This is a genomic window from Sulfitobacter litoralis (assembly GCF_900103185.1).
Classification (GTDB): domain Bacteria; phylum Pseudomonadota; class Alphaproteobacteria; order Rhodobacterales; family Rhodobacteraceae; genus Sulfitobacter; species Sulfitobacter litoralis.
The window spans coordinates 56,639-74,960 of record NZ_FNJD01000008.1; the positions used below are offsets into that span (position 1 = coordinate 56,639).

An 18,322-nucleotide genomic window follows, 5' to 3' on the forward strand; every position below is an offset into this window, starting at 1 on the left:
GTCAAACAAGTATAGTTTCCGCTATCCTTGTCCAATCATCCTCAGGCTGCAGGAATCGGCGCTCTCATGAACCAGTTTGTACCCCTTCGCAAACACCGTCATATGTCTGGCGCGCAAAAGTCGGCGATCCTGTTTTTGTGTCTGGGTGAAGAACGCGGGGGCGCCATCATGCAACAGCTTGATGTAGACGAGATCCGTCAGATCACCACCGCCATCAGCACTATGGGCGAAGTCGACGCGGGCATCGTCGAAGAAATCATCGCTGAATTCGATGAAAAAGTGAACCATAGCGGTAGTGTCGTTGGCTCGATCGACGCCGCACGCGGTCTGCTAAAAGAGTTTCTGCCCGAAGATCGTGTTGCAGAAATTTTGCAAGAAATTGACGGGAAAAAAATCGATAACGTCTGGAAGGACCTCTCGGACCTCGACGAGAAAGAGCTGGTTGCGTTCTTGCAGAAAGAACACAATCAGACCATCGCTGTGATCCTGACGCGTATACGTCCCGATGTTGCGGCCAAAGTCCTACCGCTCTTAGGGGCCGAACGTGCCTCGGATTTGATCGAGCGAATCATGGGGATGGATAAGCTGCCGATCGATACCATTCAGAACATCGAAAACACGCTGCGTGACGATGTACTTGCCAAGGCAGGAAACAGCGCCGAAGCCCGGATCGAGAGCCAGTTGGTTTCAATTTTCAACAAACTTGACGAAGATATGCTGGTGAACCTGACCCGCAACCTGGAAGAGCGCCAGCCAGCCAAGCTTTTGTCCATCAAGCAAAAAATGTTTGTTTTCGACGATTTGGTTAAATTCAACGAGATGATGTTGGGTAAAATTATGCGTGAAGTCAGCGGAAACACTCTGCCGATGGCTCTGCGTGGCGCTAGAAAAGAAGTGCGCGAACATTTCTTGGCATCTTTGCCGTCGCGGTCGCGGGGCATGCTTCAAGACGAGATGTCATCCATGGGTCCTGTACGGTCCAAAGATGTCAAAGGTGCCCAAGCTCAACTCGTCGAAGCAGCGTTGCGCTTGATGTCTGAGGGGGAGGTTGCTTTGCCTGAAAGTGACGAAGACATGATGTCGGATATGCCGAGCTGATCAGCGGTACAGCCGCGACGCCGAGAAGGTGATCGCGGCGACATCAATGGTAATCGGGACAAATTGACCGCCCAGATTGTAGGATTGCAGCAGGTCCAAAGCTATCGAATTTGCCTGAAATCCCTGCGGGTTAATTGCATCGGATATAGCGACATACTTCGAAATCAGCTTTTCACGCTCGGCAGGATCGGCAAGCTTTTCGATGTCAAACTTTTCTTGCAGAAGTGATTTTTGTCTGTCCAGATCAAACGCAGACATCTGCGTGGGAAGCGATAGAGCGACTTGAAAAAAATTAGTTAATTTTTCACTGGCGAGGACTTCAAACCAGTTGCTGATGTCACCCACCTTGTCGCGGAACTCCAAAACAGTGCCAACCGTCTCGTTCTGGGCGTCATTTTCGTTGATATACTGACGATTGTAAAACCGTGTTATCACATCGCTAAGGAAATCCGGGTCGGTCAAATCGGGTGTTTGAGGCCCTTCTTCTGTGGTGAAGCCAAGGGTCAGGTGCATTTCGCGGAACCGACTGTCCGTGAGGCGGTTCAGAAGAGAAGAGGGCTCGGTCGGATTTGATTCCAACATCTTCCTGATAAGGCCTTTGCCGAAAATTTGATCCTCAAGATCGAAAGCACGCATCACATAGCTGTAAACTTCGAAATCAGCGACCAGTTCTTCGGGGGTAGTGATATCGCCTATCCGGTCGCGGAACGCCTCTTCTGCCCTCTTATTCGCGGCAGAATTACGCATCAATTCAAGCTGTTTGTCGCGCGTTGCGTCAATGAGTTTGAGCGCGGTAGAGCTGCCTAGTCCCGAAATGCTTATCATAGGGTTACCCTATTCCGCCGCGGTAGCCGTGTTTTTTTCACGGATCATTTGAAACAGTTTTTCTTCATATTCAATCAGGGGCCGTAAGGTTCGCATCGCCTTGTAGAAGTCCGAGGCCGACACATGGGCCGCGGCGTCAAAGATATGGCCCGCCATTTCGTCGTGAAAGACCGGCGCAAGTGCACCAAGTTTACGTTGAATAATCTTCACGAGTTTTATACGCGTCGATGGCTCAAGTAATGCCGTTTGGATGAAGAAATACACTTCCTTTACGGGAGTACGCTCTTCATCTTCTTGCAGCAAATCGGCCTCACGAACGATATCAGCATGGTTCTCAATTACGATCTGTTGTCGACGGTCTGCATTGCGCACAACGCAGCCGTTGATCAAAATCCGCTCATTGGGTTTCAGGGTTAACCGCAACGCCATAGCTGGTTATTCCGCCGCGACTTTGGCAGCTCGCCCGCTCAGCCCATCAATAATACTGCGATTGATATCAATCAAAGGCTTCACATTTTTTGAACCTGACAGGACCGCTTTGGTGTGGCTCTCGACCCACAAAGAAAGAGAGATCAAAGCCGCGCGCAGATCGGCGGTCAGCCCGTTGTCCCTCTCGGCTAAGTCGGCTTTGAAAGCCAGCCAAACGCGCTGATTTTCCCAAAGGGTATCGCGCAAGCCGTCCGCAAGCGTCTGAAGTTTTTGGGATTTTTCCGAAGCACCATCAAATGCTTCGAATTGATTTTCTAATTTGGATGTCACGCTAGCCAAAATCCGGCGCTCTATCTGGCGCGGTTCTTCGGTGTGCGAGATGGTCCGCTTATACGCGGTTACACTCATTTCACTGCCTCTTATTCTGCCTCATACCATCTATAGGGCGGCAGGGTTAAAGGAGTATTAAAGAATCCTTAATTCGCGAAAAAAAAGGAGAATTCTTAGAATTTGGATTCAAATTATGCTTTGCGTGTCACACCTTAGCGCGTCTATCGACGTAAACGCGTTAATGGATATGTTCGCCGGGGGTCGCTGTATGCAGCATTTGGTGGTGAATACTATGTGCGATATTACCAGCGCTTAACAGGCTCTCAGATGTCGTGAACCCATCGCGTTCTATCTGCGCGAGCGAGACGATAATATGCCCGATCTGATGGCCGAGTGCCACAGGGCAGGAGGGCGTAGAAGCAATGGGAGCGCAAGGCTCAATTAGCACGATCGCGTCCTCTTCCAGATCCAGCCCGAACTCCTGCTCAAGTACATCGGCCAGGGATGCGCCTGAAATAACTTCTTCTCCAGCGTAAATCGCGACAGGTGTCAGATCCGCGTCTTCTACCTCAACGGTAAATCGCGTGATCGGTGACGCGAGCAGCGATGACAGGATGCGGCCTAAAGGGGTGCTGCATGGGTCGGTGCAAAATTCCAACCGCTTACCCCAGATGTGCCCCATCAATTCAGAACGCATAAAACAAACTTCCCCGAGTGCTCCCGTTGCAACCTCAAGATAGCTGTTCGAGACCTCAACATAAATTGAGGATTTGTTAAACTTCGGTGGATCAAGGTCACGGTGAAGTCTGTGACAACGCGCCGTTCGCCAGTCGAAACGTGATAGCCTTAATAGAAACCTTGCGGAACACCCATGTTTTCCGGAACTAAATGTGGCTCGGGGCGCTGGTGGCAACACAAGCTTTGGTGGCCGAGGCGAAATATGGCGCTACACCGAGGGTCTGACGAATTTACACTAATTGTGTTGAAAAGCATCCGAGACTGTGGGCGTTCCATCTAGCGATTCTGCGAGCCAGTGCAGTATTTCAATATCAAATCTCGTTGAAGGTACCGAGCGCCTCTGTCGTGAGCATATAGCCACTGGACCTGATTGTTTTGACCGATATGCCAGAGGCAAAAGTCTGAGCAAACTTCTTACGGATTTTGGCAACATGCACATCGAATTTGCGATCGCCGTATCTCCATGGTCGACATTCCACAGCGAGGCTTAGAGCGTCACGTGTCACGATCTTCCCGTCGTGCGCGAACAGAACGCGCATAATCTGCGCCTCCGAGGTCGTTAATCCGGCTCTCAGCGCGATATACGCCTCGACGTCCCAGCTTTCCTCTGTTGCGGGCAGTGCGCGCATCTGCCCCTCTGGTAGTCGTATCGTTAACCGGGCTGAAAGCTCTCGTAGGTTGGTTGGCCATGTGACCACATCGACGGCGCCAGCATGGAAGGCTTCCGCCCCCCAACGCCCTTTCGGTTCTTGAAGTGCGATGAGGATGGCGTCAGTCGCGCGGTCGCAAAGTTGCTCTATCCACGCAGTTGGTCGGCCTTCAAGCTCTGTCATATCAAAGAAGATAGCATTAACGCTATGGCCCTTCTGGCCCCATGCGGCGCAAGCTTCGAAATCGATACAATCAAAATCACATTTTAGAATAACCGAGAACAGATAGTTTAACCCGTTCCGCACAGACGCTGACTTAGAGACCAGAAGAACTTTTGTCATCCCAAGCGTTCCCTTCGGGGGTCTGCTGCCAAGCATTTTAATGTAATTGGCGCGAAGGCGCAGAGCTGGAAAAACACTTTTATCAGGGCCGTATGCTAGGAAAGAGACAGTGGGATTAACATAAGCATTGTTGCACACCCATACTGAGGAAGGCAAAGTCAGACTTGTACGGTGAAATCTGACGGGCTCGCCATGAAAAAGCCATGCGTTCACTTTTCTTTAACCTTCGGACTTATGTATATCCTTGCAGACTGCAGAACGCGTCTGAGTTACCCTCAAGAATAGGCGCTAGAAAATGGCAGACATACTTGAAATTGCTGCGCCCAAGCGGTGCGCGCTTGCGGCGGCCAAGCGGTTGATTGAGCTGCGCGAAGAGGCGGTGAGCGATGATCTCATGCGTGTTGTGACCTTACATGCGGCCGAGGTCGTGGCCAGATCGGGCATATTGTCCGAGACCCCGAACGAAGGACAAAAACGGCAAGGTTTTGCCACATCTGACCAGCCACCCTCGCATCCCGAGCGTCTGCGGTTGAATTAATCCTTCGCGGTTTATCTTAAGTACAGCTGATGTTGTCCCCTCGCTATTCTTTGGGGTGGGCTGAAATATACTTAAGGGAAATTGACAATTTTTGTGAAGTCGTCGGATAATCATAGTATTCTTGCAGAGTTTCTAGGGTTTGTTCGCGAGGCTTCATCCCGCACCGATTTAGTAAAGGCGCATCCGACAGTGACAGAGTTTACAGATCCCCCCGTTTCCGAGGCCGCAGTTCGCGTGATTGCAGCGTTCGCCAGCCGTGAATCCGCAACCGTTAAGGATATTCTCGCGTTAACCCAAGCGCTTCCCGCCGCCCTTACTGGGCTGCAATCGGCGCCTGAAAAGCCCGGGATGAGCAAGTTTTCCGTGCAAACGGCCACTGAAACCGCGATCCCTGCCGTCCCCGTGGCCGAGTCCGTCACCGATGATTCTGTAACGTGTCTGTGTTGCGGCCGATCGTTCACCATGTTGAAGCGTCACCTACGAGCCGAGCATGGATTGAGCGAAGGTGATTACCGAATTAAATTCAATCTTGATGATGATCACCCCCTTGTCGCGCCAAACTATTCTTTGCGCAAAGCGGATTACGCAAAGAAAGCTGGTCTGGGCCGCTATGCTCGTGATGAAGCTGTGCAGGAAAATCTAGGGACCCAGCTCTAACCTCAAATGCCTTGCTCCTGCCACTGTTTTGTCCAGCCGAGCACCTAATCGACTGCGATACATGTCTCTGAGGCAGTGGGTGCAGAAGCGCGCCTGCCGAACCGGCCCAAGTGGTCGCGAGACAAGAGGCAGGTTACATGGCAGCGACAACACAGCCGCGCATATTTAAGAAAATTGAAGTCATTGAAGGTGGCGGGCATCACGGCGGAGGCTGGAAGGTCGCCTATGCTGATTTCATGACCGCGATGATGGCATTCTTTCTGCTAATGTGGATTCTCTCGAGCGCCGACGAGCAAAAGCTGCGCGGGATCGCCGAGTATTTTACCAACGCGACACTGCCAGGCGGTAGCGGTGTGCTTGACGGAGCCACCCTCGGCCCGCCTGGCACTTTGACTGCGTCCAATGGCGCGATTGTGGCCCAGGGCCGTGATCGCGGCAAAATTGACGACCCTGTATCAGCCAAATGGGAAATCCGGGACGAGACAGCGATGTCGGTGCCTGATGAAGAGCGGTTGGGGACAGAAGATGGCATTCACGAAAATCCTGCCGCGGCGGATATTGCACGAGCCTCTCGGACGTCGTCGGACGGGTCCGCGGAGGCCGGCGGCGCTGCGCTTGAAAACTTGCATGCGCTCGACAACGAGAAGTTTAAGAAACTTGAGCAGGAAATCTTGCAGGCCATGCAGGAAAACCCCGACCTCGACCCGCTGCAACAGAATTTGATTTTTGAACAAACACCCGAAGGTCTACAGATCCAGATTATCGATCAAGAGGGCCAGCCAATGTTCCACAGCGGGCGCGCAGAAATGGCGGGCGCGACGGATATGTTGCTGAAAAACCTAGGTAAATCTTTGTCGAGCTTGCCCAACAAAATTACCTTGTCTGGCCATACCGACGCAGTACGCTTTGCCGACAGTCGCAAATATGACAATTGGGATCTGTCCTCGGACCGCGCGAATGCAACGCGCCGCGTCTTCGAAGCGTCAGGCGTCGCACGTGACCGTATTATTGGTGTATCCGGATTGGCCGATACCGTGCCATTGGTGCCGGAAAATCCCAAAGATGCGTCAAACCGCAGGATCACGGTTTCGGTTCAATATCAAAAGATTGATGCGCCGGTACCGGCCCGAACAGAGCCAACCTTGCCAGCCATGCAGGCGGACGAAAAGCTGTATAAGGCGTCAATTGATCCGCCAGCGACGTCAGCAGATGACGTAATCGTGCAGCGTGTCGCACAGAATATTGAACCTACGGCAGCGCCGCTGAAGGATGATGTATTTCTGAACCTGCGCAATGCGCTGCGCTAATCAGGCTCTGATCAGCTCGCCCAAAGAAGGTACCCGTCGGCTGGAAAAAATCGGTCGGCGGGACCTCTCGACCGAGCGGCGCAGGAATTCTGGCAGCATGGCATGAGCTTCTTCATTCACCATCGTGTCGCGCTGCGTAGTAGGTGCGGGGTCGCTGGCGGGAAGGTCAAAGCCTAACATCGTGGCCGGATCCAGCCCTTCTTCTAGCGCGTAGTTATAATTTACAGCGTAATCTATGGCTTCTTCCAGAACGACAGAGTCGGACGCGACAAGCGCCATCAGCCGTCGTTCGTCGGAATACAGGAATTGTTTCGTTTGATAGCCATCTACCTTGGGCACAAAACAAGTGTTTTCGCGGCGCAGCTTAAGCATCTTGATAAGACGGTCAGGCATCAGATGCCGTTCGTCACGACGGAACACGATCATACTACAGGTGCCAAAGCTTGAAAGACATGCAGCGAGGCAAATGTGGTCGGGCCAACCCGAAAATGCAAATTTCACATCGTCCGCATCGATAAGGACAATCATTGTGGTTTCAACATCCGAGATCACGGCACTCTCCAGCTTATTGTGACTTTTATCTTAGTCACCCCAAGAAAAGATAGCAATTGGTCTTGAGAAACAAATGATTAAACTTGCCGAAGCAGCAACTGTTCTTGAGATTCCGAAGAAAATGCCTAAAGTGCTTGAAAACTTGCAAGTGGAAAACAAATGACGATTATTCTGGGCTTCGTGGTCGTGATGGGCATGGTCTTCGGGGGATACATGCTCTCCGGCGGGGATATGGGCATTATTACCCATGCGCTGCCGTTCGAAGGCATGATGATCGGTGGTGCCGCGCTCGGTTCGTTTATCGCGGCCAATTCCTTTGCCAATATTGCCGGTGCAGGGCGGGCATTGGTCAAGGCCTTTAAAGGGCCCAAGTGGAATTCAAGCGACTATGTTGATCTGCTTAACCTCATGTATACTCTGGCGCGTAAGTACCAGCAAAATGGCATGCTCGCGCTGGATGATCACATTGAAAATCCTCAGGAAAGTGCGATTTTTTCGCAGTACCCAAAGCTGCAGAAAGATCACTTTGCCATCGATCTGATCACGGACAGTTTCCGCATGTTGGCGATGCAATTTGATGATCCATATCAGGCCGAAGACGTCATCAACCGCAAGTTGAAAAAACATCACCATGAGGCACTTGTAGCACCGCATGGGCTGACCACCGTTTCCGACGCGCTGCCCGCGATCGGGATCGTTGCGGCGGTTCTGGGCGTGATCAAGACGATGTCCTCGATCGACAAGCCGCCGGCAGTTTTGGGCGCGATGATTGGCGGGGCTTTGGTCGGGACTTTCCTTGGGGTTTTCCTTGCCTATCTTTTCGTCTCGCCGGTGGCCAACCGTCTTCAAGCCATCGAAGATCAGGACGGTATTTACTATGCGGTGATCCGCGACATCTTTATCGCCATCCTGCATGGCCACTCTCCGGCGATCTGTACCGAAATCGGACGTGGTAACATCCCGACAAGCCTGCAGCCCAGCTTTTACGAGATGGAAGAGGCCCGCAAACAGATGCCAGAGGCAGCTTGACCTATGGCTGGACGCCGCCAGATTGCAGCGCTTAGGCTGATCAACAGCATCAGGCAGCATGAGCTGGACGCGATCGGAGCAGAGCTTGCGGGCCTGCGCGCCCAACAGTCTGCCCTAACAGATCAAAGCGCGGCGTTGACCCAGCGGGCGATTGACGAACAGGCGGGCAGCACACTGGAAACGCAGCCCTATTTGCCCGGATATCTGTCGTCGGTAGACAGGCAGCAACGCGGGCTGGCGGCCGAAGGCGACGCATTGAACGGTCAAATCGGAACCTTGGAAGACGCGTTGTTTGAACAGTTCCGCGCCTTGAAAACCACACAGACAGTGCTGTCAAAGGCGCAAAGCGGTGCCAAGGCAGATGCCGACCGCGCGGAACAGGCGGCGCTGGATGACGCGTCGCGCGCGCTTTTTGCGTTGCAGCGGCGGTCTCTGTGACGTTTTAACGGCTGCCGCTACTGAACTTTGACACGACACCCAGCGAATTCTTTTTTTCGACATTGCGGATCACCAACACGCAAACCGGCCAGCCGGCAGGCATCAACCCCTGCGCCGTGGGCACTGCCATGACGCTGGCCGACCCGTCGTTGATCGCAAAGGTCAGCACCACATCTGCCTGCGACGTGGCGACGGATTTAACCAGATCGACGGAATCGTCAAAGGTCACGATGCTCTCCGTCTCGAGCCAGCTTGCTACGTCTGGATGATCCACTGCGGCGATGGTTAACGGCTGCGCCGGATTGCCGATGGGTTCAGCGCAAGCGCCGAACCAGGCGCGCAGCTGTACGACGGCGGTTGATGCGCTGCCCGACGCGCTGTTGTCGGTGTTTGACGCAGCTTCGATCACGCAGATGGCCGCATCCGCTACCGCGCCCGCGCCGATCAGCTGCGAAAGCGTGTCGCGTTCGCTTTGTGTGATCCATTTATTCAACAGGGGGGCGCCGACGATTTCAACGCCTGCGGCGAGACGACCAACATCTGCCTTGCCCAGTTCGAATTCTGGCCCATAACCAGCCTGTGTGATCTGCTGCACCAGATGTTCCGCGGCGTTCTTTCTGACGACCGATGGAGTCCTGCGCGCCTGTTTTTCCAGCTCGGCGGAAAAGGCAGTTGGCGGCACGACCTGCACTGGGGTATCGGGCACCGGCGCGTCCTCTTGGGCCAAGCGGGGCAGGGTGATGATAATTTCTGTGCCCACGTCCTCGCGGCTAAAGAACGTGATTTTCCCCTTATGATGGTCAACGATGACCTTGGCGATTGTAAGCCCCAAACCCGTGCCGCCCTTGGACCGGCTGTCAGAACTGTCGCCTTGGGTAAATTTCTCGAACACCGACGCTTGCGCCGCCGTTTGGATACCTGTGCCGAAATCCCGGATAGAGATGCGCAGCTGATCCCCGACGGCGTGCAGCGCGATCAGGATCTCTCCGCCGTGGTCTGAAAACTTAACAGCGTTTGACAGCAAGTTATCCAACACCTGCACCAAACGTTTGGGGTCGCCATAGGTTAGCATGCCGTCAGCGTCGGATGTTTCCACCCGGCGTAGCGACACGCCGGCGCGTTCAGCATAAAGCTGGTTCGGTACCAAGGCCGTGTTCAGCGTGTCAGACAGGTTCATCGCTTTCATCCGGAAATCCAGCGTGCCGGTCTCGATCTTTTCCATGTCGAGAATGCTGTTGATCAACAAGATCAGCCGGTCACAGCTAGAGGCGGCGATGGTGACCAGCCCTTTCATCTTGTCAGGCAGCTGTCCCGTCGCACCTGACAGCACCAGCCCCAACGCCCCTTTGATAGAGGTCAGCGGCGTGCGCAATTCATGGCTGACCGTCGACAGGAATTCGGTCTTGGCCTTTTCAGCCACCTTGCGCTGCGAGACATCGCGGTAGATTGCGATAAAGCGCGGCTCATCCTGCGCGGGGCTGACGTACTCGAGGCTGATATCATAGGTAACACCCGACCTTGCTTCGACTTCCCACGAGACACGGCGTTCCGGGCCTTTGATCAAAGCCGCACAGCGCTCTCTGAGGCTGGCGTAATCGCGTTTGCCGATAAGGTCGGACAGGCTTCGGCCGCGCCAGTCGTTGCTGTCGTCGTGGCGCATCAGGTGTTTCGCAACGGATGCGTTGGCATACATCACAGCATAGGTTTGCGGTTGGAAGACGACCACGTGATCCTGCAGCAGTTCCAATGTGTTGTTGAACCGCGCTTCTGACACGCCCTCGCGGGTCTTAGTCATATCAGAGGCGACAATCGCAATCTCGCGCAGCTGCTTATCGTCGTCGGTGATCGGGATAAAGCTACACTGAAGCCAGACCGCTTTTCCGTCGGTCTTGTGCAGCACCACTGTGCCTTTCCACGGGGTGCCCGCCGTCATGGCCGGCAACACCTCGGACCCAAGAACACCACGGTTGCCGGCATCCATAATATCAACGAGCGGCGTGCTGATCAGCCCCTCGCGGGACCGTCCGCAGGCTTGCACAAACTGGTCGTTCACATGGGTGATCGCACCATTCTGGTTCAACATGCAAAATACGGTGTGGGCCTCTACCGCGTTGCGATAGAACTGTTTCGACCGCAGTTCAGATTTCAGCACATCTTTGCGGGCGTGGGCAAGACGTGCATTTTCGCGCAGCTGAAAGATCAGGAACAACAGCGAAAACACGATCAGCACTAGGACGCCCAACACCAGCCATTTATAGGTGGACGCAATGCGCAGCGCCGAACGCTGCAGGTAGTTCTCGTAGGGGCGGGCTCGAAGCGAGATCAGAAGTTCATGCACGGACTGGTAGTTTTGCGGCGGCAGCCAAACGGTTCCGCCAGAGGCGATCGCCTCGGGGCTGCCTGTGTCCTGACCCAGCAACGTGTCCACAAGAACTGTTAACGCCCCCTGAGGCACGCCGGGTATCGTGCCCAATACCCAATCGGGATACAGCATGGTGCTGGCCCAGAACGGGTAGCCCGGATGATCAACGGGGGACACAGGGCGGAAATCGTCAAGATTGATGACACCGTCACGGGCCAGCCCTTCAAGTACACCGGCGCGCACGACACCCACGTCTACCAGTCCGGCTTGTACGGCATAGACGACCTCGCGCTGGTTCCCGCCCGAGAAAAGCGCGCGGGCCGCGATATCGTCAATATCCAGCCGGTATTTGCGAAACTCGTGCAAGGCCAGCTTCCAACCGGTCATTTCATCAGCGGACACCCCCATGATGCTGCGCCCTGCAATGTCGGGGATGCCGCGAATGTTGCTTTCGGCGGTGGTAAAGACCAAGACGCTGGTTTTGTCATAGACCTGCCCCTCCCACATCTGGGCGACGGACAGCAGCGGGCGGGCATTGCTTTCGACCTCGGCCACAACAAAGGCCGCCGGGTCAACGAGGAAGAAATCCAGCGCGCCCTGCGCAATCTTGTTGATCATCGTGGCGTCGGTATAGGGCGCGATCTTGAACCGATAGTTCTGCCGCGCATCCTGCGCTGCCGTATTCAGCGCTGCTGCCATGGGCAGCCAGCTGTCCAGCGCGCGTGTAATCCCTTCGGAGGCGAGGATGCCGATGGTGATGTCGCGGGGCGCGTTTGTATCTACGGTCTGTTGTGCGACGGCCGGTTGCATCGCAACGCCCGCAACCACAGCAGCGCCCCAAAGCGCCTGACGCAATCTGCCCCATACCTGTTTCACAATTCTAGCGCCCGCCATATCTTCTTTCTGGGTCATCTCGTCGCTTTGCGGACACCGGAAAGCATAGTCAAAGCCAGCCTCTTGGTACCAAACATCACGGCGTCAAACCACTTGTAAAAGCATCCAAATAGAACGATTCCCCCGCGTTCCCGCAGCATCTGATGCAGAACATGGCATCATCTGCCTCGCTTGAAACTTTTCCTTCACTACTGCTTTAACTGCATTTTTTGCTGTGCCTCGTTGATTGGGCGCTGTTTTGCAATTTCCAAAAGGCTAGGCGGGGCGGGCTGCGTTGGCAATGGTAAACTCCGGTGCCCTGTACAACGCAGGATGGATCTTGCGGTGCAAACGCCTGAACCTATCCCTTTGCATAGTGACATAACCGCAAGCGAGCTTGGTCTACCCACCTAGGCCCGCGACGCCCCTCACATTTAAAGTTAATTTGATCTTAACGGCTACAACCGGTGGCTGAGGCAAACCCAAGGTGAAGACGATGGCAAATGCAACATTTCTAGAACGGGCTCCACGTGCCAACACGGCCTCCCTGCGCGATGCGGTACTGGGCACCTTACTTGGCATCCATGTTTCTGGAAACGCATCAGCCTCGGTTCTGGACATCACCGCCGATAACACCGCGCTTAAACTCGCGGCAGACCGGATGCGTTGCGCCCGTTATGTCATGCCAACGGACGCAGATCCGACGCAGACAATCCAGATCAACTCCGGCTGCTCTCATGTGGGCGATATCTGGGCCAGGCCCCGTGCCGCACACCCCGAATTGACCCAGGAGGAAGTGACCGCCCCCGTGCCAGACTTTATCGTGATACCCTCCGACACGCATATCGTCGTCAGCGACCTTGACCTCGCGCGCGGGGATGCGATCACCTTCCTGGGTCAGTTTCCCTCCCGCGCCGATCTGCGCGCTGCCATGAGCCTCGCGGGGGCTTGTGGTCTGCGCGACGGGGATGTCATCATCACGATGGAGAACGGCGCCCGCGCAGTATTCGTCGGTGCCGCCGCCGTCTCGGAGCAGCTGATTGATGCGGTGTTCGATTTTTCTGCCCCAGGGCAGACGGCCTTCAAACTCGCCGATGCGCTCAACAACGCGACTTCAGCCGAGATCGAGGCCTTCGTGACTGCGCTTGGCACCGATGAATTTGACCGCGCTTTTGGTGTCGGCAGCGCTGCGGTGTTGCTGGCCAACCTCAACACCCCCGCCGCGACGCGCTTGCTTAATGTGCTCGAACCCGAAGAACTGGACGAGGTGTTGTGCAATGTCGGTGCAGGTACCCTCAAGCTGCTGCTTGAGGAATTGACCCTGAACGAGCTTGTGACTTTTCTTGCTGGCGTAAGCTCTGGCGTCGTGAGCGCAATGGCGGAGCAGATGGGGCCCGCAACATTGGACGCGCTGCTATGGGGCGCGACCTCTAGCTCTGTGGTTCCCCATGGGGAATCCCGCCGCCGATACATCTAGGACCCGTGGGCTAGAGCCGCACCAGATGATTGTCCCACATCAACGGTCGTTCCGGCGTCCGACGGCCCGACAGACGTTGCAAGATACCGGTGCCGCTGGTCACGATGAAATCATCAGAGGCCGCCGCCACGCCACATACATCGGTCAACGCAATGCTCCGGCCATAGGTCGCGCGGGTTGCATCAAACATCTGGACCAATCCCGCCCGCGGGGAGGTCACTGCGATTTCGGCGCCGTCGTCAGACAGCGCGATGCTGCCTATATAGCCGTGCATGTCCTCGGCCGCCTCCAGCAGCAGCGGTGCAGACCCTTGCCGGTGCAAAGCCACAAGCGCGGGCGCATCGCCGTCCCCCTGCCACTGCATGCCAAACGCGACCTGCCCATCGGATCCGACAGCCAGATGCCGGATCGAATTACGGTGCATCTCTGGGGGCAGTTCGACCTGCTCTGATATGCGCCGGCCGTTGATATAGGTGAGGTTTGGCCGCATCGTGGGGATGTTCAGCTTGGCCCGACCTGAATCGGGGTGCGTATCAATCCCGCCGTTCGCTACGACCAGCGTGTCGCCCCCGGGCAGACGTTTAATGTCGTGGGGACCAACCCCGCCACTGGCGAATTCATCCACCCGCACATAGTCAAGTGCGGCGTCCCAGACGCCAATGCGCCCAATGCCGTTGGCATAGTCGTTTTCTGTTGTGTACAGCAGGCTCCCGTCGGCAGAAAAGACACCGTGACCGTAGAAATGCCGGCCTTGCGGTGCGTGCAGTGTGGCCGTGACACGCCCCGTGATGCAGTCGATCACCAGCGCGAAATTCCCGGGGCGCCGTGCAAAGGCAACGGCTTGGGGTTTGGAAGGATGTGCCGCAGCCGCGTGGCCGCGACCAGGCAAGGGAAGCTGGAACAACACCTCAAGAGCGGCATCGATCCCACACAGCACAAAGCTGCCATCGCTCAGGCCTGCAGCCGCGAGATAGGCGGGTCCCCCCGCATCGGCCCAAGTGGGCGCGGGGACCAGCCCCGTTGCCAGCATCCCTGCGATAAAATGGCGGCGGTTGGTCACGGTATCAGTCTCCGTCCAATGCGTTAAAACCCGATGCGACCCCTAGTTGCGGGCCCAGATCGTCGCGTGCCACCTCGCGGATCGCCGCAACGGACTGTTGCAGCACCTCTACCCTAAGGCGCGATTGCGGTGTGGCGGTGCCCGCAAATACCGGGTCGTCCAAGTCGCCTGCAACTTTCAGCGCGTCGTCAAACCGATCGTCAAAGCTGGCAACAACGGCGTCGCTTCCGGCCGCCAACCGCCGCGCCAGATCCTGCAACGACACCAGCGCGACCTCGACATTGCGTAAGGACCGGCCTGACCGCCACGCCTCTGCGCGTTTTGGGCGGGGGCGGTCAAAGCTTCCCATCGGGCGCCCGATGCGCGTGTCTGCGGTAAACTCCAGCCCGAGGTTCAGCGCTTTATAAAGCTCTTGCGCGGCTTCTTCGGTGCTACGGTAGGGACCGCCCTCGGACGGGGCGGCGACGGCGTCGGCATAGCCTGTCGTCCATCCGTCCAGAATGGCATGGGACTGCGTGGCGATATCGGCGGTCACCGTTTGCACCAAGTCACAGCGATAGGTCGCATCGCCCGAGGTGCTGATCTGTTCGTCAAAAAGTAGAAATTCGAGCGCATAGAACCCGCGCCCCGCAATGGAGACATCGGCATAGGCTTGCGGATTGGTGCCCACGGGATCGGCATCTGCGATCAAGGCGGCCAGTGTTTTCGGTGTCGCACCGCGGCTATCGGGCCAAAACGCCAGCGCAAAGGCGCGGTTGTCGACCTCGGAGGGACCAAAGCGCAGGTGGCTCACAGCAATCCACGCGTCAAAGGCGCTGTGGTAGGTATCGCGCAACGCCGCAGCATCGGGCGCGCAGTTCTGTTCGGCGGCGTCCGCCAGCGCATCTGCGCGTTCAGCCAAGGTGCTATAGCGCGGCAGGATGTGGTGATCGACCACATCGCGCAACATCGCGGTAGCTACATCGGCCGCAGCGCCCAATGGTGCGCAGATAAAACCAAGAGCGAGGACCAGATTTTTCATTTTACAGACTTTCCAGATAGTGGATCAAAGCTTCTCGATCGGCGGGAGGCATGTCAATGACGCGATCCTTTGCGGGCTCTGCCTCTCCGCCATGCCAAAGCACAGCCTCAAGCAGCGACCGCGCGCGCCCGTCATGCAGAAATTGGGTATGGCCTGACACAGTTTCGGTCATGCCGATCCCCCAAAGCGGGGCGGTGCGCCATTCGGTGCCGGTGGCGCGAGCCTCTGGGCGGTGATCGGCCAGACCTTCGCCCATGTCGTGCAGCAGCATGTCAGTATAGGGCCAGATCAGCTGAAAGCTTTGTTCCGGCTGGTCGTTCAGACGGTGGGTGACAAAACTGGGCTGGTGACACGCGGCGCACCCCGTCTCATAAAACACCTGTTTGCCGCGCAGCACCTCGGGGGCGTCCGCGTCGCGGCGGGCGGGCACGGCAAGGTTCCGGCTGTAGAAGGTGACCAGGTCCAGGCCTTTGGCATCAATCTCGAACCCGCGCACATCGCCAGCACCATGGGGTGCATTCACGCAGGCATCCTGAATGGTCGAACAATCGCCGAACGGGTCGCCGAAGATCGGGTTAGAGATTCCGATATCGCCGGCAAAGGCGCCTGCCGATTGCTCGCGGATCGTGGGCATGCCCGCCTTTAAGCCAAAGCGACCCAACATTGGCATGTTGTATTCCTGCGACCAGACGATGTTGGCGCGGCCCGAAATTCCATCCCTATCCGCATCATTCGGGTCTGCCAGTGCTAAAATATCCGCCGCAGGGATCGCTTCCAGAAGGCCAAGCCCGATCATCTGCGGTGTCACGCGGGGCGACAGCATCGCGTCGGGATGCAGCGGCCCATAGCCCAGATCCGCCGCGGTATAGGTCGGGTGCCGCAGCGATACCGTCTGACCGCCCGACAGCGTCACGGGAAACTCGGTATACTCAACCTGCAAACGGTATTCGGCGTTGTGCCCCGATACGGCGAAATCCTGCATCTGGGTGCCGTAGGTCGGTTCGGCAAGGGTGGCCAGATAGCCTTCGATCTCTTTGATATTACCGGCGTCTTCGGTGCCCGGAATGGATACGCGCAGAAACATTGAAATGGCGCTGTCGTCGGGGCCTTCGGGCGGGTGGCCGCGCCCGTCCTTGATGTGGCAGCTTTGGCAGGATCGCGCATTGAATAACGGCCCCAGCCCGTCAGAGGCCAGTGTCGACGATGGCGAAGATACCCAGAGCTTGCGAAACAGCCCGTTGCCCAGCTTGAAGGTCAGCTCGTCCTCGAACGACATATTCCCTGACGCTTGCGAGAACGCATCAGCGTTCATGCGCGGACGCACGGTGGCGGCACCGGCGCTGTTCACCTCGAACGGGCTGGGGGCGTCAAAACTGTCGGGAAGGGCGGTTACATCGGAGATACGTGCCGTTTCATCAGCGGTACGCGGGATGATATCTAGATGGGGTTCATCAAGCGGCCCGGCGTAGACCGGACCGCTCAATAGGGGCAGGGACATAACCAAGGCCTGAGGGATAAAAGACCGGAGGAAATGCATAATCTGCCCTATCTCTTAATTAGAATGGGATCACCAAGGATGCACCGACAGTGGTAAAGTCATCGCCGCCTACATCGTAGAAACCGACGCCACCACCGAGCGACATATCATTCTCGAACGTATAGTCTACGCCCACCGTGATCAAATCGTCGTAACCGTTCGCGGTGTTGTCGATGCCGGTATAGCTGGCTGAATAGGCCCACGGCCCCTGAACGTAAGACCCGCCCAAAGTCGCATAGGTGGAATCCTCGCCCGTGCCGGCAAACCCGCCGAAATAGGCAACTTCGGCGATCAGGTCGAACCCGTTGCCAAAGTCATGCGCCATACCGATCACGGCCCCTTTTTCGTCGGACAGATCGCTTTCGCCTGCGGTCAGGAAGCGTGCGCCAACCCAATAGGTCGTGTCGCCCATCTCTTGCGTGTATTGCAGTGCGACGTTATTCAGCTTGCCGGTGTTGCCCGCGCCGCCGTCGGCGGTGGTGTTGCGGCCGCGTTTGGTCCCCAGCGAGTCGCTAAAGGCAGTGTCGTCAGCATAGAATAGGGCAAAGGACAAAAGCCCGCCCGATGCGGCGACAGGCATGTCAAAGGTCGCACCGATGACTTCGGACAGTTCATAGTCTTCGGCCAGCGATGTGCCGTAGAACCCAGGGGCTGCATCCCATGCAGCGGCAAAGGTCGGGCTGACTTTACCGACGCTCAATTCGCCTGCGGCCAGATCAAAGCGCAGCCCCAGTTCGTTCACATAGAGACCCAGATCGTCGAGATGGCGGGTGTCTGCGGCGTCTGTGACGCTTTCCAGGCTCACTTCACCAAACAGCGTGATGCTGTTTGCAACGCCCGCTTCGAACGCCAGCGAAAGGCTTGCGTAGTTATCGGTCAGTTCGGCTGCGGGATCATCGGATTTAACCGTGCTGTCGACGCCGATTTCGAATTCACCGCCCCAGACAAAAGCCTGTTCTTGTGCCAAAAGGGGAGTGGCACCGGTCAGCGCCAAAGCGCAACCGGTAGTTTCTTCATTGTCGTTTACTTTCAGTGGGAGGAGGAGCTCATGAAAATCGT

18 protein-coding genes are annotated in these 18,322 nt (G+C 56.3%); 7 read left to right on the forward strand and 11 right to left on the reverse strand.

Annotation, left to right across the window (positions count from 1 at the left end; genetic code table 11):
- The first annotated feature begins 66 nt into the window (after positions 1-66).
- Positions 67-1,098, forward strand: coding sequence for a flagellar motor switch protein FliG (locus tag BLQ98_RS08365; RefSeq protein ID WP_093732894.1), 1,032 nt, complete (start codon positions 67-69; stop codon positions 1,096-1,098).
- Here BLQ98_RS08365 and BLQ98_RS08370 read toward each other — a convergent pair whose 3' ends face one another.
- The 5 genes from BLQ98_RS08370 to BLQ98_RS08390 form a co-directional block, all read right to left on the reverse strand.
- Positions 1,099-1,923, reverse strand: a complete 825-nt coding sequence (locus tag BLQ98_RS08370) for a DUF1217 domain-containing protein (RefSeq protein WP_093732895.1) — start codon at positions 1,921-1,923, stop codon at positions 1,099-1,101. It abuts the gene before it with no gap.
- A 9-nt stretch (positions 1,924-1,932) separates the two neighbouring features.
- Positions 1,933-2,352, reverse strand: a complete 420-nt coding sequence (locus BLQ98_RS08375; protein ID WP_093732896.1) for a flagellar biosynthesis repressor FlbT — start codon at positions 2,350-2,352, stop codon at positions 1,933-1,935.
- A gap of 6 nt (positions 2,353-2,358) precedes the next feature.
- Positions 2,359-2,760: a flagellar biosynthesis regulator FlaF gene (flaF, locus tag BLQ98_RS08380; protein ID WP_093732897.1), complete on the reverse strand. Its 402-nt coding sequence runs from the start codon at positions 2,758-2,760 to the stop codon at positions 2,359-2,361.
- Positions 2,761-2,920: 160 nt separating this feature from the next.
- Positions 2,921-3,379 carry a hypothetical protein gene (locus tag BLQ98_RS08385; RefSeq protein ID WP_093732898.1) on the reverse strand — a complete coding sequence of 153 codons (459 nt, stop codon included), beginning with the start codon at positions 3,377-3,379 and terminating at the stop codon, positions 2,921-2,923.
- Between the two features lie 352 nt (positions 3,380-3,731).
- Positions 3,732-4,412, reverse strand: a complete 681-nt coding sequence (locus BLQ98_RS08390) for a winged helix-turn-helix domain-containing protein (protein WP_093732899.1) — start codon at positions 4,410-4,412, stop codon at positions 3,732-3,734.
- 295 nt (positions 4,413-4,707) lie between these two features.
- Here BLQ98_RS08390 and BLQ98_RS08395 point away from each other — a divergent pair, with 295 nt between their 5' ends.
- The 3 genes from BLQ98_RS08395 (at position 4,708) to BLQ98_RS08405 (ending at position 6,914) form a co-directional block, all read left to right on the forward strand.
- Positions 4,708-4,950: a hypothetical protein gene (locus BLQ98_RS08395; protein WP_093732900.1), complete on the forward strand. Its 243-nt coding sequence runs from the start codon at positions 4,708-4,710 to the stop codon at positions 4,948-4,950.
- A 93-nt stretch (positions 4,951-5,043) separates the two neighbouring features.
- Complete coding sequence (locus tag BLQ98_RS08400) at positions 5,044-5,607, forward strand: Ros/MucR family transcriptional regulator (protein ID WP_237273781.1); 564 nt, start codon at positions 5,044-5,046, stop codon at positions 5,605-5,607.
- A 137-nt stretch (positions 5,608-5,744) separates the two neighbouring features.
- A complete protein-coding gene (locus BLQ98_RS08405) occupies positions 5,745-6,914 on the forward strand; it encodes a flagellar motor protein MotB (RefSeq protein ID WP_093732902.1) in 1,170 nt (389 codons plus the stop codon).
- On the opposite strand, the gene BLQ98_RS08410 is transcribed toward BLQ98_RS08405, so the two are convergent.
- On the reverse strand, positions 6,915-7,442 hold the full coding sequence (locus tag BLQ98_RS08410; RefSeq protein WP_237273780.1) for a flagellar motor protein: 528 nt from the start codon (positions 7,440-7,442) through the stop codon (positions 6,915-6,917).
- 183 nt (positions 7,443-7,625) lie between these two features.
- Here BLQ98_RS08410 and motA point away from each other — a divergent pair, with 183 nt between their 5' ends.
- Both motA and BLQ98_RS08420 read left to right on the forward strand, forming a co-directional pair.
- Entirely contained in the window at positions 7,626-8,495 is an 870-nt protein-coding gene (gene motA, locus BLQ98_RS08415) for a flagellar motor stator protein MotA (RefSeq protein WP_093732904.1), read from the forward strand.
- A gap of 3 nt (positions 8,496-8,498) precedes the next feature.
- Positions 8,499-8,933 (forward strand): flagellar motor protein, encoded by a 435-nt coding sequence (locus BLQ98_RS08420; protein WP_093732905.1) that lies wholly within the window; start codon positions 8,499-8,501, stop codon positions 8,931-8,933.
- A 4-nt stretch (positions 8,934-8,937) separates the two neighbouring features.
- On the opposite strand, the gene BLQ98_RS08425 is transcribed toward BLQ98_RS08420, so the two are convergent.
- A complete protein-coding gene (locus BLQ98_RS08425) occupies positions 8,938-12,207 on the reverse strand; it encodes an ATP-binding protein (protein ID WP_093732906.1) in 3,270 nt (1,089 codons plus the stop codon).
- A gap of 457 nt (positions 12,208-12,664) precedes the next feature.
- On the opposite strand from BLQ98_RS08425, the gene BLQ98_RS08430 reads away from it, so the two are divergent.
- On the forward strand, positions 12,665-13,645 hold the full coding sequence (locus BLQ98_RS08430; protein ID WP_093732907.1) for a hypothetical protein: 981 nt from the start codon (positions 12,665-12,667) through the stop codon (positions 13,643-13,645).
- A 10-nt stretch (positions 13,646-13,655) separates the two neighbouring features.
- Here BLQ98_RS08430 and BLQ98_RS08435 read toward each other — a convergent pair whose 3' ends face one another.
- From BLQ98_RS08435 to BLQ98_RS08450, 4 genes are read right to left on the reverse strand one after another with little or no spacing between them, the layout of a single operon-like run.
- Positions 13,656-14,705, reverse strand: coding sequence for a DUF1513 domain-containing protein (locus BLQ98_RS08435; protein ID WP_093732908.1), 1,050 nt, complete (start codon positions 14,703-14,705; stop codon positions 13,656-13,658).
- 4 nt (positions 14,706-14,709) lie between these two features.
- Entirely contained in the window at positions 14,710-15,726 is a 1,017-nt protein-coding gene (locus BLQ98_RS08440) for an imelysin family protein (RefSeq protein ID WP_093732909.1), read from the reverse strand.
- A 1-nt stretch (position 15,727) separates the two neighbouring features.
- Positions 15,728-17,224, reverse strand: a complete 1,497-nt coding sequence (locus BLQ98_RS08445; RefSeq protein WP_093732910.1) for a di-heme oxidoreductase family protein — start codon at positions 17,222-17,224, stop codon at positions 15,728-15,730.
- A gap of 58 nt (positions 17,225-17,282) precedes the next feature.
- A complete protein-coding gene (locus BLQ98_RS08450; RefSeq protein WP_244148396.1) occupies positions 17,283-18,257 on the reverse strand; it encodes a hypothetical protein in 975 nt (324 codons plus the stop codon).
- Positions 18,258-18,322: the final 65 nt, after the last annotated feature.

Coding starts and splice junctions, on each gene's coding strand:
- BLQ98_RS08390 (WP_093732899.1), bottom strand. CDS start 4,412: ATGACAAAAGTTCTTCTGGTCTCTAAGTCAGCGTCTGTGCGGAACGGG.
- BLQ98_RS08405 (WP_093732902.1), top strand. CDS start 5,745: ATGGCAGCGACAACACAGCCGCGCATATTTAAGAAAATTGAAGTCATT.
- motA (WP_093732904.1), top strand. CDS start 7,626: ATGACGATTATTCTGGGCTTCGTGGTCGTGATGGGCATGGTCTTCGGG.
- BLQ98_RS08370 (WP_093732895.1), bottom strand. CDS start 1,923: ATGATAAGCATTTCGGGACTAGGCAGCTCTACCGCGCTCAAACTCATT.
- BLQ98_RS08395 (WP_093732900.1), top strand. CDS start 4,708: ATGGCAGACATACTTGAAATTGCTGCGCCCAAGCGGTGCGCGCTTGCG.
- BLQ98_RS08430 (WP_093732907.1), top strand. CDS start 12,665: ATGGCAAATGCAACATTTCTAGAACGGGCTCCACGTGCCAACACGGCC.
- BLQ98_RS08410 (WP_237273780.1), bottom strand. CDS start 7,442: ATGATTGTCCTTATCGATGCGGACGATGTGAAATTTGCATTTTCGGGT.
- BLQ98_RS08420 (WP_093732905.1), top strand. CDS start 8,499: ATGGCTGGACGCCGCCAGATTGCAGCGCTTAGGCTGATCAACAGCATC.
- BLQ98_RS08440 (WP_093732909.1), bottom strand. CDS start 15,726: ATGAAAAATCTGGTCCTCGCTCTTGGTTTTATCTGCGCACCATTGGGC.
- BLQ98_RS08445 (WP_093732910.1), bottom strand. CDS start 17,224: ATGTCCCTGCCCCTATTGAGCGGTCCGGTCTACGCCGGGCCGCTTGAT.
- BLQ98_RS08425 (WP_093732906.1), bottom strand. CDS start 12,207: ATGACCCAGAAAGAAGATATGGCGGGCGCTAGAATTGTGAAACAGGTA.
- BLQ98_RS08365 (WP_093732894.1), top strand. CDS start 67: ATGAACCAGTTTGTACCCCTTCGCAAACACCGTCATATGTCTGGCGCG.
- BLQ98_RS08375 (WP_093732896.1), bottom strand. CDS start 2,352: ATGGCGTTGCGGTTAACCCTGAAACCCAATGAGCGGATTTTGATCAAC.
- BLQ98_RS08385 (WP_093732898.1), bottom strand. CDS start 3,379: ATGCGTTCTGAATTGATGGGGCACATCTGGGGTAAGCGGTTGGAATTT.
- flaF (WP_093732897.1), bottom strand. CDS start 2,760: ATGAGTGTAACCGCGTATAAGCGGACCATCTCGCACACCGAAGAACCG.